The 13,481-nt window shown below is 57.5% G+C and carries 13 protein-coding genes and 1 pseudogene; 8 read left to right on the top strand and 6 right to left on the bottom strand.

The genetic code is table 11. From position 1 onward, the window contains the following. Positions 1-13 precede the first annotated feature (13 nt). The 8 genes and pseudogenes from JJL52_RS09555 (at position 14) to JJL52_RS09530 (ending at position 6,412) form a co-directional block, all read left to right on the top strand. Positions 14-712, top strand: coding sequence for a GAF domain-containing protein (locus JJL52_RS09555; RefSeq protein WP_202052182.1), 699 nt, complete (start codon positions 14-16; stop codon positions 710-712). Next, entirely contained in the window at positions 709-3,468 is a 2,760-nt protein-coding gene (locus JJL52_RS09550; protein WP_202052181.1) for a hybrid sensor histidine kinase/response regulator, read from the top strand. The genes JJL52_RS09555 and JJL52_RS09550 overlap by 4 nt, the downstream gene beginning before the upstream one ends. Positions 3,469-3,471: 3 nt before the next feature. After that, a complete protein-coding gene (locus tag JJL52_RS09545; protein ID WP_202052180.1) occupies positions 3,472-4,047 on the top strand; it encodes a PAS domain S-box protein in 576 nt (191 codons plus the stop codon). Between the two features lie 127 nt (positions 4,048-4,174). Further along, positions 4,175-4,717, top strand: a complete 543-nt coding sequence (locus JJL52_RS09540) for a flavin reductase family protein (RefSeq protein ID WP_202052179.1) — start codon at positions 4,175-4,177, stop codon at positions 4,715-4,717. A 356-nt stretch (positions 4,718-5,073) separates the two neighbouring features. Beyond that, positions 5,074-5,394 (top strand): annotated as a pseudogene (locus JJL52_RS21770) (IS5 family transposase); the annotation flags it as partial. Continuing rightward, on the top strand, positions 5,355-5,576 hold the full coding sequence (locus JJL52_RS21765) for a transposase (protein WP_436231520.1): 222 nt from the start codon (positions 5,355-5,357) through the stop codon (positions 5,574-5,576). The pseudogene JJL52_RS21770 and the gene JJL52_RS21765, both read left to right, overlap by 40 nt. Next, on the top strand, positions 5,577-5,714 hold the full coding sequence (locus JJL52_RS21760; RefSeq protein ID WP_436231517.1) for a hypothetical protein: 138 nt from the start codon (positions 5,577-5,579) through the stop codon (positions 5,712-5,714). Between the two features lie 212 nt (positions 5,715-5,926). After that, positions 5,927-6,412 carry a GNAT family N-acetyltransferase gene (locus JJL52_RS09530; protein WP_202052178.1) on the top strand — a complete coding sequence of 162 codons (486 nt, stop codon included), beginning with the start codon at positions 5,927-5,929 and terminating at the stop codon, positions 6,410-6,412. A 109-nt stretch (positions 6,413-6,521) separates the two neighbouring features. On the opposite strand, the gene JJL52_RS09525 is transcribed toward JJL52_RS09530, so the two are convergent. The 6 genes from JJL52_RS09525 to JJL52_RS09500 form a co-directional block, all read right to left on the bottom strand. Continuing rightward, positions 6,522-8,663, bottom strand: a complete 2,142-nt coding sequence (locus JJL52_RS09525; protein ID WP_202052177.1) for a CHASE2 domain-containing protein — start codon at positions 8,661-8,663, stop codon at positions 6,522-6,524. Next, a complete protein-coding gene (locus tag JJL52_RS09520) occupies positions 8,644-9,498 on the bottom strand; it encodes an HD domain-containing protein (RefSeq protein WP_202052176.1) in 855 nt (284 codons plus the stop codon). Before JJL52_RS09520 ends, JJL52_RS09525 begins: the two co-directional genes overlap by 20 nt. 15 nt (positions 9,499-9,513) lie before the next feature. Further along, the gene (locus JJL52_RS09515) at positions 9,514-11,718 is read right to left on the bottom strand and encodes an HD domain-containing phosphohydrolase (RefSeq protein ID WP_236994161.1); all 2,205 of its coding nucleotides are present in this window, start codon (positions 11,716-11,718) and stop codon (positions 9,514-9,516) included. A gap of 18 nt (positions 11,719-11,736) precedes the next feature. After that, positions 11,737-12,339: an OmpA family protein gene (locus tag JJL52_RS09510; protein WP_202052175.1), complete on the bottom strand. Its 603-nt coding sequence runs from the start codon at positions 12,337-12,339 to the stop codon at positions 11,737-11,739. A gap of 5 nt (positions 12,340-12,344) precedes the next feature. After that, positions 12,345-12,800, bottom strand: a complete 456-nt coding sequence (locus JJL52_RS09505) for a FecR family protein (RefSeq protein WP_202052174.1) — start codon at positions 12,798-12,800, stop codon at positions 12,345-12,347. A 203-nt stretch (positions 12,801-13,003) separates the two neighbouring features. Next, positions 13,004-13,432 carry a hypothetical protein gene (locus JJL52_RS09500; protein WP_202052173.1) on the bottom strand — a complete coding sequence of 143 codons (429 nt, stop codon included), beginning with the start codon at positions 13,430-13,432 and terminating at the stop codon, positions 13,004-13,006. Between the last annotated feature and the right edge of the window lie 49 nt (positions 13,433-13,481).

Raw genomic sequence — 13,481 nt, 5'->3', positions numbered from 1 at the left:
CGGTCACGTCGGCGTGAGCATTGACATCACGGAAAGAAAACGCGACGAAGAACGGCAGGAATTTCTCCTGAAATTGAACGACGCGTTACGTCCATTGTCGGATCCGATTGAAATTCAACAGGCGGCGATGCGCGTCGTCGGCGAGCATCTCAAAGTGGATTGCGTGCAGTATGGCGAAATCGACAACGAAACCATGATTATCGCCGACAGCTATGCGCGAGGGGGATTTCCGAAACTGAGCGGCGAATTTCCGATGCGCCGCTTCAGCAACGCGGTGAAAATTCTGCAGCGCGGAGAAACGCTCGTCGTTGAGGACATCAGAAACCAATCCGGTTACAGCGAAGCCGAATTAGCGTCTTTCGCAGCGCTCAAGATCGTTTCGATCGTCTGCATTCCGTTTGTCAAAGCGGGGCACTGGCTTGCCGCTTTCGCCATTCATCACGGCAGCCCTCGCCAATGGAGGCCGGACGAGATAGCCATTCTGCAGGAAGCGGCCGAAAGAATTTGGGCGGCGATTGAACGCGCCCGCGCCGAGGAACGTTTGCGCCGGAGTCTGGACGAGTTGACGAGATTCAACAGTCTCGTCGTCGGACGTGAATTACGCATGATTGAATTGAAAAAGGAAGTCAACGACTTGTCGAGACGGCTGGATGGCGAACAGCGCTACCCGTTGGAATTTGAGCTTCCCAAAGACGGAGATGAACACCAATGACGAAGAAGCGCGAAAAGAGCCGGCAGGGCGCCCAGGACGCGGTGTTCGATTTCCTCGCCGGGGGCGGCGAGATGGGCAAGCTGATTCGGGAAAAGGACTGGTCCAAAACACCGCTGGGTTCGATCGAAGGCTGGTCACCCGCGTTGCGGACAACGGTCAGCCTCGCGCTCAATTCCAACTTTCCGATTAACATCATTTGGGGGCCGGGGCGCGTCCAAATCTATAACGACGGCTACTGGCCCATTTGCGGTGATAAGCACCCCCATTCAATGGGGCAGGATTACAAAGAATGCTGGTTTTCGGCGTGGGACGCGATCGGCGGTCCGTTTGAAAACGCCAGCCGCGGGCAGACCGATTTTCTCGTCAACCGACGCATGTTTCTTGACCGCAACGGGTATCTGGAAGAAACATTTTTCACTTTTTCGCTTTCGCCGATTCGGGACGAAATGGGTAATATCGGCGGGGTGTTTCATCCGGTCACGGAGATGACGCAGCAAACGCTCGCCGAACGACGGCTCCAAGTCGTGCGTGACTTAGCCGACGATACGGCTGAAGCCAGAACCACCGCCGAATCCGGACGGGTCATTGCCCAATCGCTCGCCGATGATGCGCTCGATGTGCCGTTTGCGCTGCTGTACCTGCTTGAGTCGGAAGGGACAATTGCGCGTCTGGCCGGGATTTCGGGCTTGGCACCGGACTCTGTCGCCGCTCCGTCCGTTATGGGACTCGACGATGAGGCGCAGATTTGGCAGCTCGCAAAGGCGGCGAGAGAACATCAAATCGTCGAAGAGCACGAACTCGACACGCGGTTCGAGCCGCCGCTCGTGTGTCCGCCGTATCCCGAATCCGTGCGCCAAGCCTTTGTGTTGCCGATTCACGCCTCCGGGTTCAAGCATCCGTTGGCACTGCTGGTGGCCGGCGTGAGTCCACGCCGCGAGCTGGATGCGCCGTATCGAACGTTTTATCAATCGCTTCGCGACGGCGTGACGAACGCATTGACCAGCGCGCGAGCTTACGAGGAAGAGCGCAAACGCGCGGAGGCGCTTGCCGAGATCAATCGCGCCAAGACGGTCTTTTTCTCAAATGTGAGCCATGAGTTTCGGACGCCGCTGACGCTGATGTTGGGTCCCGTGGAAGAACTGCTCGCGCATAACGATGCAGAGATTGCGCCGTCGGCGAAAGGACTGCTTACGATCGTCCATCGCAACGGGTTGCGGCTGTTGCGGCTCGTCAATACGCTATTGGACTTTTCCCGGATCGAGGCCGGGCGAGTCCGGGCGACCTACCAGCCGACCGATCTCGCTACGCACACGACGGATCTGGCCAGCGTGTTCCGCGCGGCCATCGAGCACGCCGGAATGAGTCTCATCGTGACCAGTAAAGTACTGCCCGAACGGGTGTATGTCGACCGCGAGATGTGGGAAAAAATTGTCTTGAATCTCATCTCCAACGCCTTCAAATTTACGCTTCAGGGTGAGATCGAAGTCGGTATGCGTGCGGCAGGCCCTTGCGCGGTTCTGACGGTGCGTGACACCGGCATCGGTATCGCCGCCGAAGAGATGCCGCGCATTTTCGAGCGTTTTCATCGCGTCGAACACGTGGTCGGGCGAACGCACGAAGGCAGCGGCATCGGACTCGCGCTGGTTCAGGAACTCGTCAAACTGCATGGGGGGTACATCACGGCGGAAAGCGAACCCGGACGCGGCACGACGTTCACGGTCAAACTGCCGTTCGGGCGCGCCCATCTGCCGGCGGACCAAGTCAACGATGTCGAAGGCGACCCCGCCGTTGCTGTTCCCGCCGGAAACAATCCCTTCGTCGAGGAGGCTCTGCGGTGGCTGCCGGACGCTGACCCAGGCGACGTGATCGCCGCCGTTCCGGTGGTTGCCGACAAGATCTCACCCGCGCCATACCCGACAATCATAGGTAAAAAGGGCCAAACTCCGCGCATCCTCGTCGCCGACGACAACGCCGATATGCGGCATTACGTCTCCGGCTTGTTATCTGCGCACTACCAGGTCCAAGCGGTGGCGGACGGCCGCATGGCGCTGGCCGCAGCGCGCGAAAATCCGCCCGATTTGGTGTTGGCCGACGTGATGATGCCCCATCTCGACGGTTTCGGACTGCTCAGCGAATTGCGCGCCGATACCCGCACCCGCGACACGCCCGTCATCATGCTGTCCGCACGCGCCGGAGAAGAAGCGCGCGTCGAAGGATTGCAGGCAGGCGCGGACGATTATCTCATCAAGCCGTTCAACGCGCGCGAACTGCTCACCCGCGTCGACGCGTTTCTCACGCTGATGCAGATGCGGCAGGCAAACAAAAAAGCGCTTGAGGAACGCGATGCACGCCGCGCCGCGCTTAACGTGCTGGAAGACGCCATCTTAGCCAAGCAAGCCTTGAGTGAAAGCCGGGCGCAGCTCGCTCGCGAACTGGAAGATGCGAAACAACTGCAAAAAATCAGCAGCGCGCTCATCGAAGATGAAAACAACGAAAGACTTTACGAGCAGATCCTCGACGCGGCGATGGCGATCATGCGCGCGGATTTCGGCAGCCTTCAAATGCTCGACGCCGAACGCAGCGCGCTGCGACTTCTCACGTGGCGTAATTTCAATCCGGAGTCGGCCCAGTATTGGCGGACCGTCTCGATCAGAACCGCCACGAGTTGCGGCTCAGCCCTCCGACACGGCAAACGCATCATCGTGCCGGATGTACGCACCGCCGATTTTCTGCAAGGCACGGAAGATCTTCGTTAATACTTGCTGAGCGGCATCCTCGCCGTCCAATCCACACCGCTGATCACGCGCGAAGGGCGGGTCATCGGCATGATTTCCACGCACTGGCGTCAGCCGCATACCCCGAGCGAGCGTGACTTCGCTCTCCTTGACGTCCTCGCCCGTCAGGTTACGGACGTACTCGAACGCCGGCGTGCGCTGGACGTGTTGCGCCAAAACGAAGAGCGTCTGCGCCGCATGCTCGAAATCGAGACTGTCGGCGTGATTTTCTTCGACCAGACCGGGACGGTAATCGATGCGAACGAATCCTTCCTGAATTTGACCGGCTACACCCGGCAAGACATCGAAACCCGGGCACTTACCTGGCGCCATATGACGCCGCCTGAATACATGGACGAGAGTGAAGCCCAATTGGAAAGCCTGGACAAAACCGGCAAGATCGGTCCGTACGAGAAGGAGTACTTTTGCAAGGACGGCACACGGCGCTGGCTGCTCTTTGCCGGCCGGGACCTTGGCGATGGAACGATCAGCGAATTTTGTATCGACGTCACGGATAAAAAACGCACCGAAACGGCATTGCGCGCGGCAGAGAAGACGTAACCCCGTTCTCCCGGGAACCCAGGCAATGCATGGTGCGGTCTCATTCAGGATGAGATTAGAGATTGTGAACATCCGTAACGGGATAAACTTTCTCATACCTTATCAGACGAACCGTAGGCGGGGGACCATGAAAACGATGCCGATCAATAAAGCCTTCACGTTGCTGGAACCGGGTCCAGTTGTCTTCATTACGACCCATAAGGGCGGGAAGCATAATCTCATGACCATTTCCTGGACCATGGTGATGGATTTTACGCCGAGATTTGCCATCACGACGGGTTCTTGGAACTATTCTTATAGCGCACTTCGGAATTCCAAAGAATGTGTCATGGCTATTCCTACCGTGGATCTGATTGATCAGGTCGTTGGGGTGGGAACCTGTTCGGGCGCCGATACGGACAAATTTGAGAAGTTCGGACTGACGCCCCTCCAGGGAAAGCATGTCGAAGCGCCACTGATCAAGGAATGCCTGGCAAATATTGAGTGTAAAGTGATCGATATCGTCGAAATGCACCATATCGTTGTGCTTGAAGGGATTGCCGCGTACTTTGATCAATCATGGGAAGAAAAGCGCACTCTCCACGCCGTCGGGGACGGCACCTTCATCGTCGACGGCTACAAATTGGACCGGAGGGAAATGATGCGCGCGAAACTTCCGGCGGGGGTCTGAGGCGGAAAAGATCGGAAACGGAACCTCAGCGATTCGGCGGAGGCCTACAGATAACATTCGGGCCTGGCTTTTAGCTGCCCGGGCTGCGTGCTGGTGTTTCCGGCCGGCCTGAGCTGCCCGGTGTTGTTTGTAACGAGGATATCCGTTGGCTGCGGAAACGCCGCGGACGGCAAAAAGCCGGTGTGTGATATGGCACAGTTTTTACTCCTTTAAAAGTCTGCCGCATTGCCCGGCGTGGCATGGCATTTTTGCAACGGGCCAGCCTAAGTTTCCGTTTTTCTACATAGCGTCGTCATAAGATGAGTCTTTATCAGGTATAATGCGGGGATCGTAGTTGCTGATGAGATTAAAGAACCATGTCCCCACCTGCCCACCGCCGCCACGACCTTTCCGATCGGGTGTGGAGCTTGCTGGAGCCCCATCTGCCCGGCCGTGCAGGGGCCTGGGGCGGCAAGGCCCGTGATAACCGCTTGTTCATCAATGCGGTCTTCTGGATTTTACGCACCGGGGCGCCGTGGCGGGATTTGCCGCCCGACTATGGCGATTGGAAAAACACCCATCGCCGGTTTTGCCGTTGGCGAGACCACGGTGTCTGGGAGTCGCTGCTGGAACAGCTGGTGACCGAGCCCGACTATGAATGGTTGATGATCGATGCCAGCCACATCAAAGTTCATCCGCATGCGGCCGGCGCGCAAGGCGGCAATCAGGACATGGCAGTCACAAAAGGGGGCTCAACAGTAAGATACATCTGGCCGTGGATGCGCATGGTATGCCGGTCAGAATCCTTATTACGGCAGGTACCACAGCGGATTGTTCGCAAGCTGCAACCTTGATCGAAGGCGTGGACGCTCAGCATTGATTGGCCGACAAAGGCTACGATAGCGATGCCATCGTGGCCCAAGCCGAAGCAAATCAGATGACGGTCGTCATTCCGCCGCGCCGAAATCGCAAGGAATCCCGCGACTACGATCGCGATCTCTACAAACTTCGGCATTAGGTGGAAAACGCGTTCTTGCATCTCAAGCGCTGGCGAGGCATTGCGACCCGTTATGCCAAGCACACCGCTTCGTTTTTGGCCGCTGTACAAATCCGCTGTATCGCCCTGTGGGCTTCTATCTTATGACGACACTATCTAACAAAACGGTCAAAGGGACGTTCCCCTCGTCGCGCTCCCCTTACTTTTGTGCTAGGCCTTATAGGAGACAAGAAATGAATAGCGCACTCCGTTTTCGCGAAGCCTCGAAGTCGGACTTACCCGAGGTGCTGCAGCTCTATGCCCAGCCCGACCTTGACGATGGAACAGTGCTTACAGCATCCGAAGCGGAGTGCATCTTTGAGCGCATGGCGCGCTATCCGGATTACAAAATTTATGTCGCAGTCCAAGATAGCCGTATCGTGGGCACATTTGCGCTGCTCATTATGGACAACTTAGGACACCAAGGCGCTCCCTCGGCAATCATCGAAGATGTTGCCGTCGACCCCTTTTTTCAGGGGCAAGGCATCGGGAGGAAAATGATGCGCCATGCAGTCCGGCTCGCCGCCAAAAAGGGTTGTTATAAGGCGGTGCTGTCGTCAAACTTAAAACGCACTCGCGCACATGCTTTCTACGAGTCACTGGATTTCGAGCGCCATGGCTTTAGTTTTCGCATCGATATCCAACAAGACGTTCAAGAAGGACACGCGATAGAACGGTAAAATCGCGCGCCTCCCGGCTTTATCATGAGCAGAGCAAAGCCAATACCCATTCTGTTGCCATAAAAAATTGGGAATAATTGGAACGCTTCGGGGTAGCCGACGCGCCTCGTCATTTTTCGCTCAATTCGATCAAATCGCCGCTTCGGTTCGCCTGTAGACGCTGCAGATGGAAGGCGACCAGCGCATCGTCCGGATAAGCCGCGTTCAAGCGTTGAAATGCGGTAAATGCCTCCGCCCCTCCTGAATCCAACAAGCGGTAAGCGGCTTCGTAGTCTTGTTGCGGCGCGCGATGGAGCCGGCCGTCCGCTAACGGCTCGTAAACCTGTAACGGGATGGATTTTCCTTTCACGCGCAAGCTTCCGATCGGGCGGGCAGGAATGTCGCGGCAGCCGGACCAGGTGGCTTCCGATACGCAGACCGTAGTACCCAGATATTTGTTGGCGCCTTCGAGCCGGGAGGCGGTGTTGACCGGATCGCCGAGCGCGCGGTAATCGAAGATTGTGCTGCCGCCGAAATTGCCGACGATCACTTCGCCCGTATGCACGCCGAAGCGGGTTTGGCCGAACGCTATGTTTTGGGCGTTGAGCGCTTTCCGGTAGCGTTCGGCGAAGCGCTGCATCGCGAGCGCGCAGTGTAGGGCGCGGCGTTGGTGGTCCGGCTGCTCTATGGGCGCGGAAAACATGATTGCGACCGAGTCGCCTACGATACGGTCCAAGGTGCCGTGGTGGGTAAACGCGATCGCGATCAGCTCGTCCAGATAGCGGTTCAACGAACTTACCGCCGCTTCGGGTTCCATGCTTTCCATCAAGCCCGTAAAATCGGCCAGGTCGCTGAACACGAAGCTGCATGTCCGGCGGCGGCCGCCGAGTTCGAGCGCTTCCGGATGCGCGAGCAGATGTTCGACCCGGTTCGGTGAAATGTAGCGCGCGAAGGCCGCTTTGACCCAGCGCTGCCGGCGCTCGCTGTAAAGGTGCCGGCAGATGCCGGCGGTCATGAATGTCCACAGTACAACGACGCTGGGCAGCGTCGGGTCGATCAACAGGCGGTGGGCGGCATACGCCTGCCAAGCGCCGAACCACAGCGCAGCGAGTGCGAGCAAAAACAGGCCGAAAGAGCGCAATGCGCGGGTATTCAAAGTGAACAGGCCGATGCCCAGGCTGCATGCGATTGCGATCCCCAGTTCCAAAGCGCTGGACCAGGACGGCCGCAGCAAATATTGGCCGCTCAACATTTGCTCGAGCGCTTGCGCGTGGATGTCGATGCCGGGCAGGATATGGCCGAGCGGGCTGAAGCGCAAATCCATCAAGCCTTGTGCGGACGTGCCGACCAGCAGGATCGCGTTTTGCAAGTCGGCAGGCGGCACGTGGCCGGCCAAAATTTTCCAGGCCGGAAGCGAGCGCGCCGGTTCCGGCGGCGTGTAATGCAGCCAGATTTCTCCTCGCGCCGTGGTCGGCAGGACGATCTTGCCGATCCGGATGGCGCCGATGTCGCCGCTGTTTTCGCTTTCGGCAACGAGCGTGACGTTTTGCGTTCGCTGCGCAATGCGTAGCGTTTCGGCGGCGAGGGTGGGGACGATTTGGCCGCGGTTATTCAAGAGCAGCGGAATTTTGCGGATGACTCCGTCGGCGTCGGGGGTGAAGTTCAATGCACCGTTGCCGGCAGCCGCCGCGGCGAGCGCCGACAGAGGCGCCAGGATGCCGTCAATGTACGGCAAGCGTTCGGTTGCGAGCGGGTTGCCCAGTTCGATGAAGCGGGCCCGGATCGGCAGCGGGTTCGCGTCGGCAGGGTTTGGGCCGGCGGAAGTAAAGCCGAGTACGACGCCGCTGCCTTTGAGCGCATCGGCCAACACCCGGTCATGGTCGGGCAAGTGCGCGAGGGCTTGGCGAAGGCTCTCGGAAACCGGCCAGAACTTCAGCATCGCTTGCGGGGAAGTACGGTCCGCTTCTGCGAACAGGATGTCGAAGGCGATCGCCTGCGGCCTGGCCGTTTTCAACAGGCCGATCAATTCGGCGATGCGCGTGCGCGGCCAAGGCCATTGGCCGAGCTTGTTCAGGCTGGCATCGTCGATATCGATGATTTTGATCGGCGAGGTTTGGTAGGCGCGCGGTTTCAGGCGTTGAAATTGGTCGAACGTGGCGTTGCGCACGATTTGCGCAGGGATGGGGTCGGCCGCTTGCAAAGCCGCTGCGCATAAGACGGTTAACAGCGTCGCCCAAACGCTGGCGCGCGTGTTAATCGGCGCTACCGCCATGACGGATGCTCAATAAGTGGTTCTTGAGACGCATTACGTTGGGGATGAAGCGGTCGCAGAGTATAAAAAGGTGTTGCGTATGCTCGATGAAGCGCACTTTGTCTTCGATACCCAACGGTTTGCCCCATTCTTGCGCGAGTTTCTCCTGTAAATGCAAGGCATGCTCGATCGTGAGGCCGAGCGAAGGCAATACGTCGGCCAAGCAAAGGATCAATGCATGCGTGGCGTTGTCGATGTTGTCCAATTCGGTCAGCTCCGGCGCATAGGCAGGCGCTTCAGGACGCGGTCCTTGCCGGCAATGGTGGTGGTAATAGGCCAGGGCAACCGGCAGCCCGGCGGTTGGCTGAGTGGCCAAGACCAGCGCCGTCAGCTTGCGGCATTGCGTTGGGTTAAGGCCGGCGGCCAGTAGATACGGTTGTGCCTGGTTAATCGAATGGCGTTCGAGCCGGAAAGGAATAGGGTTGCAGCTATTGCCGTCGTGCCGATAGTCATGGAACAGGGCGGCCAGAATGATTTCGAGCGTGGCCTGCGGGGCGAGGTCAAGCGCCAGGGCGAGGTAACGGCAGCACAACATGACCTCGCAAACGTGTTGCCTATTATGGTAGGGCAGATCGAAGCACGGGTCGTCGCCGTCGATGGCTTCGGCGAGGCGCAAGCCGGCTTGCATGTAGGCATTGTTTGGCGCGAGGGCGAGGCAGGCGGCGAGCGTTTGGAAAACCAGGCCGACTTTATTCGGCAAATGGCCGATCGACCGGAAAAGCTGCACGATTTCGACCGCGGCCTCATCGATGCTTTGGCTGGAGTCGATGCGGAAAGGGGGGCGCGCGGTGTTCAAAAGCTTTTTCCTTACTCAGTCGGTTGCCGGATGCAGAAAAACCTGGATGTCGATTTCATCGATTTGTTCGGGCGCCAGAAATTGTTCGGCAAATTTGCGGTATGTGCCGGAGCGTAAAAATAATTCGAACAAGTCGGGGTCGATCTGCTGTTTCTGCTTCATGTTGTACAGAATATGCACGGCTTCCGATAGCTTGTAAGGCCTTTTATAGGGACGGTCGGCCGAGGTCAGCGCCTCGAAAATGTCGGCGATGGCCATGATGCGGGCCGGAATCGATAGCTCGGCGGCGGTGAGTTTACGAGGATAGCCGCATCCGTCCAGGGTTTCATGATGAGTGGTCGCATATTCCGGAACGCGCTTCAATGTATCCGGAAACGGCATTTGTCCGAGCATTTTGATCGTTTCGATAATGTGTTCGTTGATTTTGTAACGATCTTCGGGAGTCAAGGTGCCTTTTCGGATACTCAGGTTATAGATCTCGCCGAAATTATACAAATGTTCGGGGACGTCCATTTTGATGCCGAACCGGCTTTCGTCCTGTTTCGGGAAGGGCCTCGGGATGACATGATGGGGCTTGTCGCTCAACAAACGCTCTTCGACCGGCAACGAGCGCGGGGTTTCGTTTTGCCGGCGCAGTTGTTCTTCGCGCGACAGGCCCAGGCGATCGTCGAAATGGCGCAGCCATATTTTTTGTGCTATCCGGTTAATCCGTCCGACGTTGGCGTCGTCCATCGTTTCTTTGCCGACGTTGCAGTCGGCGAGAAAGGCGAAATCGTCGAGCAATTCGGCCTTTTGTTGTGCGAAGCGGGTTTGCATGTCTTCAGGGTCTTCACCTTGCAGGCATGCTTTAAGGCTTGCGATTTCGGCATCGCGCAGCAACACTTCGAAACGCAAGCGGATTTCGTGGATGCGGTTATAGAGCATGTCCAGTTTGGTGGCTTTTTCGATCACGTATTCCGGTGTGGTGATCTTGCCGCAATCGTGCAGCCATGCGCCGACCCGGAACTCGAACCATTCGTCGTCGGAAGCGAAATTGAATTCGGCCAGGGGACCTTCCGTTTCTAGGCAGGCGGCTTCGGCGAGCATGAATGCCAGTTTCGGGACGCGTACGCAATGATGGCCGGTATGCGGGCTTTTGCTGTCCAAGGCGTTGGCGATAATCCGAATGATGTTTTCGGTAGCGTCTTTCTGGCTTTTCACCAACTGCAAATTATCCAGGGCGACGGCGGCTTGCGCGGCCAACGCTTCGACCAGTTCGACCGTGTCGGCGGCAAAAGGGAGGAATTCGCCGGTTGCGGCCGATTTGACATTGAAAAATTGCAGGATGCCGATCACTTTGCCGCCGCGCGGCGCCATCGGTACGGTGAGCAAAGAGGTCGTGTGGTAACCGCTGCGCGCATCGAAATCGCGAGTGCCGCTGCAATCGAAGCGTTGCTCGCGATAGACGTCGTCAATGACGACGATTTTATTGTGCAGGGCGGCATAAGTGGACGCATAGGTGTCGTTCGGGCGGCCGGTGGCGGCGTCATAGAGCGCGATTTCGGTAAACGGCAGGTAATCGTCGCGGGTTCTTTCGGCAAAACGTAAGGTTTTGGCTTCGGTCATCAAATACATCGTGCCGCCGTCGCAGTTCAGCAAGCGTTGCCCTTCGACCAGAATGTGCCGCAATAATTTGGAGCGGTTCTTCTCCATCGACATCATCAAACCGCTTTCGATCAGCATGTCCAATTTCGAGGTGCGTTTCCGGATTTCCGCTTCCAAAAGATCTTGCAGATGGTTGTTGGTGTGCAGTACGTGGCCAAGGCGTAGGCAGTGCTGGATTCTCTGCGCGATGTCTTCATCGTCGCTTGCGGTGCAGAACCAGTCGGTCGCGCCCGCGGCGAGTGCGGCATTGCGTTGCGCACGCGCGGCCGGGCCGTGTCCGATCAATATAGGCAACGCCCGGGCCGGAAAGTGCTTTCTTATCGAGACGACCAAGTCTACGGCGGCATTCGGCATGTTATCGGTATCGATCAAGACCAGGTCGTAATGTTTGTCTAATAAGGCCGTGAAGATTTGCTCGGGCTGGCCGAGCACGGTGAAGTCGAGAGCGAGTTCGGCGATAGAGGGCGTTTGTTGCAGGCGATGCGCGCGGCCGGCCTCGGCACAATGCAGGACGGCAGGGCGCCTGGAAGAAGAGGCGCGATTGGGTTGAAGGTTCGAGTGCATCGATGACGGCATATGACAAGATGTGTCGAATTATCTGACCGTGATTTCTACGCGCCGATTGCGCGGTTCGGCGGAGTTATCGGGGGTTGGGACCAATAAGTTTTTTTCGCCGTGTGAATCGATGGTGATGTTGATGACCTGCGGCAGATTTTTTTTCAACAGTTCGGCGGTTGCTTTGGCTCTGTTCAGGCTCAGCCGCTCGTTGTCTTCGGCGCTGCCAGCGGTGTCGGTATGGCCGATGACCGAAATGTCGGGGGCCGGACGCTGCTTGATTTCGTCAAAAAATTTCGGAATATCCGCCGCAGAGGCGGCAGTAAGTTCGGTTCCGCCTTTGTTGAAGTACAGATCGAACGATACGGGTTTTCTGGGCGCCGAAGCCAGGGCGGCGCCGAAATCGCGCTCGAGCCGCTGCGGATCGACGGCAAATGTTTTGCCGGGTTGGCCGCTGATTTCGATGCCTTCCGAAGCTTTGTCGAGCAAGGTCGTGCCGGCGGGTGTGGTCACCGAAACCTGGCCGACGCGGCCGTCGTCTTCGGCGAGCAGTACGACGTACGATTGCGAACAGGCCGCCATAAAGAGGCTTAGCACGAGGGGGAGCGTTGAACGGAGCGGGTGCGCTGAGTACGTGGTCATCTGTTTCAGTCCTCGACTTTGACGGCGAAACGCGTGCCTCTAACGCCTATGATACCGGTTGGCGTGTTGATCGAGACCGCTTCCGGTTTGAGTTTGGCGATGACGCCGGAGATGTAATGCAAAGTGCCTTTGACAATGCGGGCGGCGAGCTTTAAACGATCCTGCGCCGGTTTGTAGAGATAGTCGTCGATGCTGACTTCGGTGTCGGGCCCGAACGACATGACCGTGTTGTCTTTCAAGGTAACGCCCAGGCTGCCGTCGCTTCCGGTGGTCAGCGTGCTGCCCTGGTAGAGGGGAGTTCCGGGTTGGGCGTCGACGGCGATTTGCCGGGTCGATACGAAAGCCTTGCCATGCGCGATTTTGACGTAACCGACGACATCCGAATCTGCGCCCCAGCTTCTAAATGCGCACGACGACAGTAACAGGGCTAGGATTAAGACCCGGCAAGAGGGTAATGGCATGCTCATCTCCTGAAGTATTTTTGATTTTATTTAGGGAGTGATACAACTCGAAAGCAGGTTAGATTCGACTCTATCTGTCAGTGTTATTCGACAAGGACGAAAACGCAGAGTCAATCGATGCAACGCAAGTAATAATTTAATCATAATCGACATGGCGACTCAAATCAGGGAACCGCATTTGTGATGGGAGTAGGCTTACGTGATCAATAGCCCGCGGGGCCAGCCATTTCGCGGCAGCAAAACGCTGCTCTGCCGGGCGATGGCGGCCGTCTGGCCGGGAAGGGAAATAGCGGCTCTGCGTGCGGTTTTCCGGCATTTTTGGGTGCCGGTAGGGCATGGAGGCTTATCCCCGGTGCAAAGGCGCGAAAATTTTCCGCTACCGCTTCAAAGCCGTGCCGTGCGATATGGCGCAAAACCGATGTGGCAGATGACATAGTTTTTATTGAGATCAGCCGGTAAGCGATGGTCTGCGGCGGTATCCGTTCTATCGTCAACGACCTGTGCCAAAGCCTATTCGCCAGCTTTTTTTCGCCTGAAAGCAGGATTGCCAAGTTGAATCGAAATGACGGAATCGCTTTGGCTTGGATATTGCTGACTCTCTGGGCGCTTTCATGCCAGGCCATTTCAATCATTTCCGGATCCGGATCCGGATCCGGTGCCGGCGCACGGGGCGTCGGCAGA

The sequence above is a fragment of the Candidatus Methylomicrobium oryzae genome (assembly GCF_016745425.1).
Taxonomy (GTDB): domain Bacteria; phylum Pseudomonadota; class Gammaproteobacteria; order Methylococcales; family Methylomonadaceae; genus Methylomicrobium; species Methylomicrobium oryzae.
The sequence above is the reverse complement of the archived record's forward strand: the minus strand, read 5'-3'. Positions and strand labels throughout refer to the sequence as shown.

Bases quoted from the DNA above. Each gene is read 5' to 3' on its own strand.
- JJL52_RS09550 (WP_202052181.1), top strand. From the start codon at position 709: ATGACGAAGAAGCGCGAAAAGAGCCGGCAGGGCGCCCAGGACGCGGTG.
- JJL52_RS09540 (WP_202052179.1), top strand. From the start codon at position 4,175: ATGAAAACGATGCCGATCAATAAAGCCTTCACGTTGCTGGAACCGGGT.
- JJL52_RS21765 (WP_436231520.1), top strand. From the start codon at position 5,355: ATGGTTGATGATCGATGCCAGCCACATCAAAGTTCATCCGCATGCGGC.
- JJL52_RS09530 (WP_202052178.1), top strand. From the start codon at position 5,927: ATGAATAGCGCACTCCGTTTTCGCGAAGCCTCGAAGTCGGACTTACCC.
- JJL52_RS09525 (WP_202052177.1), bottom strand. From the start codon at position 8,663: ATGGCGGTAGCGCCGATTAACACGCGCGCCAGCGTTTGGGCGACGCTG.
- JJL52_RS09515 (WP_236994161.1), bottom strand. From the start codon at position 11,718: ATGCCGTCATCGATGCACTCGAACCTTCAACCCAATCGCGCCTCTTCT.
- JJL52_RS09510 (WP_202052175.1), bottom strand. From the start codon at position 12,339: ATGACCACGTACTCAGCGCACCCGCTCCGTTCAACGCTCCCCCTCGTG.
- JJL52_RS09505 (WP_202052174.1), bottom strand. From the start codon at position 12,800: ATGCCATTACCCTCTTGCCGGGTCTTAATCCTAGCCCTGTTACTGTCG.
- JJL52_RS09500 (WP_202052173.1), bottom strand. From the start codon at position 13,432: ATGATTGAAATGGCCTGGCATGAAAGCGCCCAGAGAGTCAGCAATATC.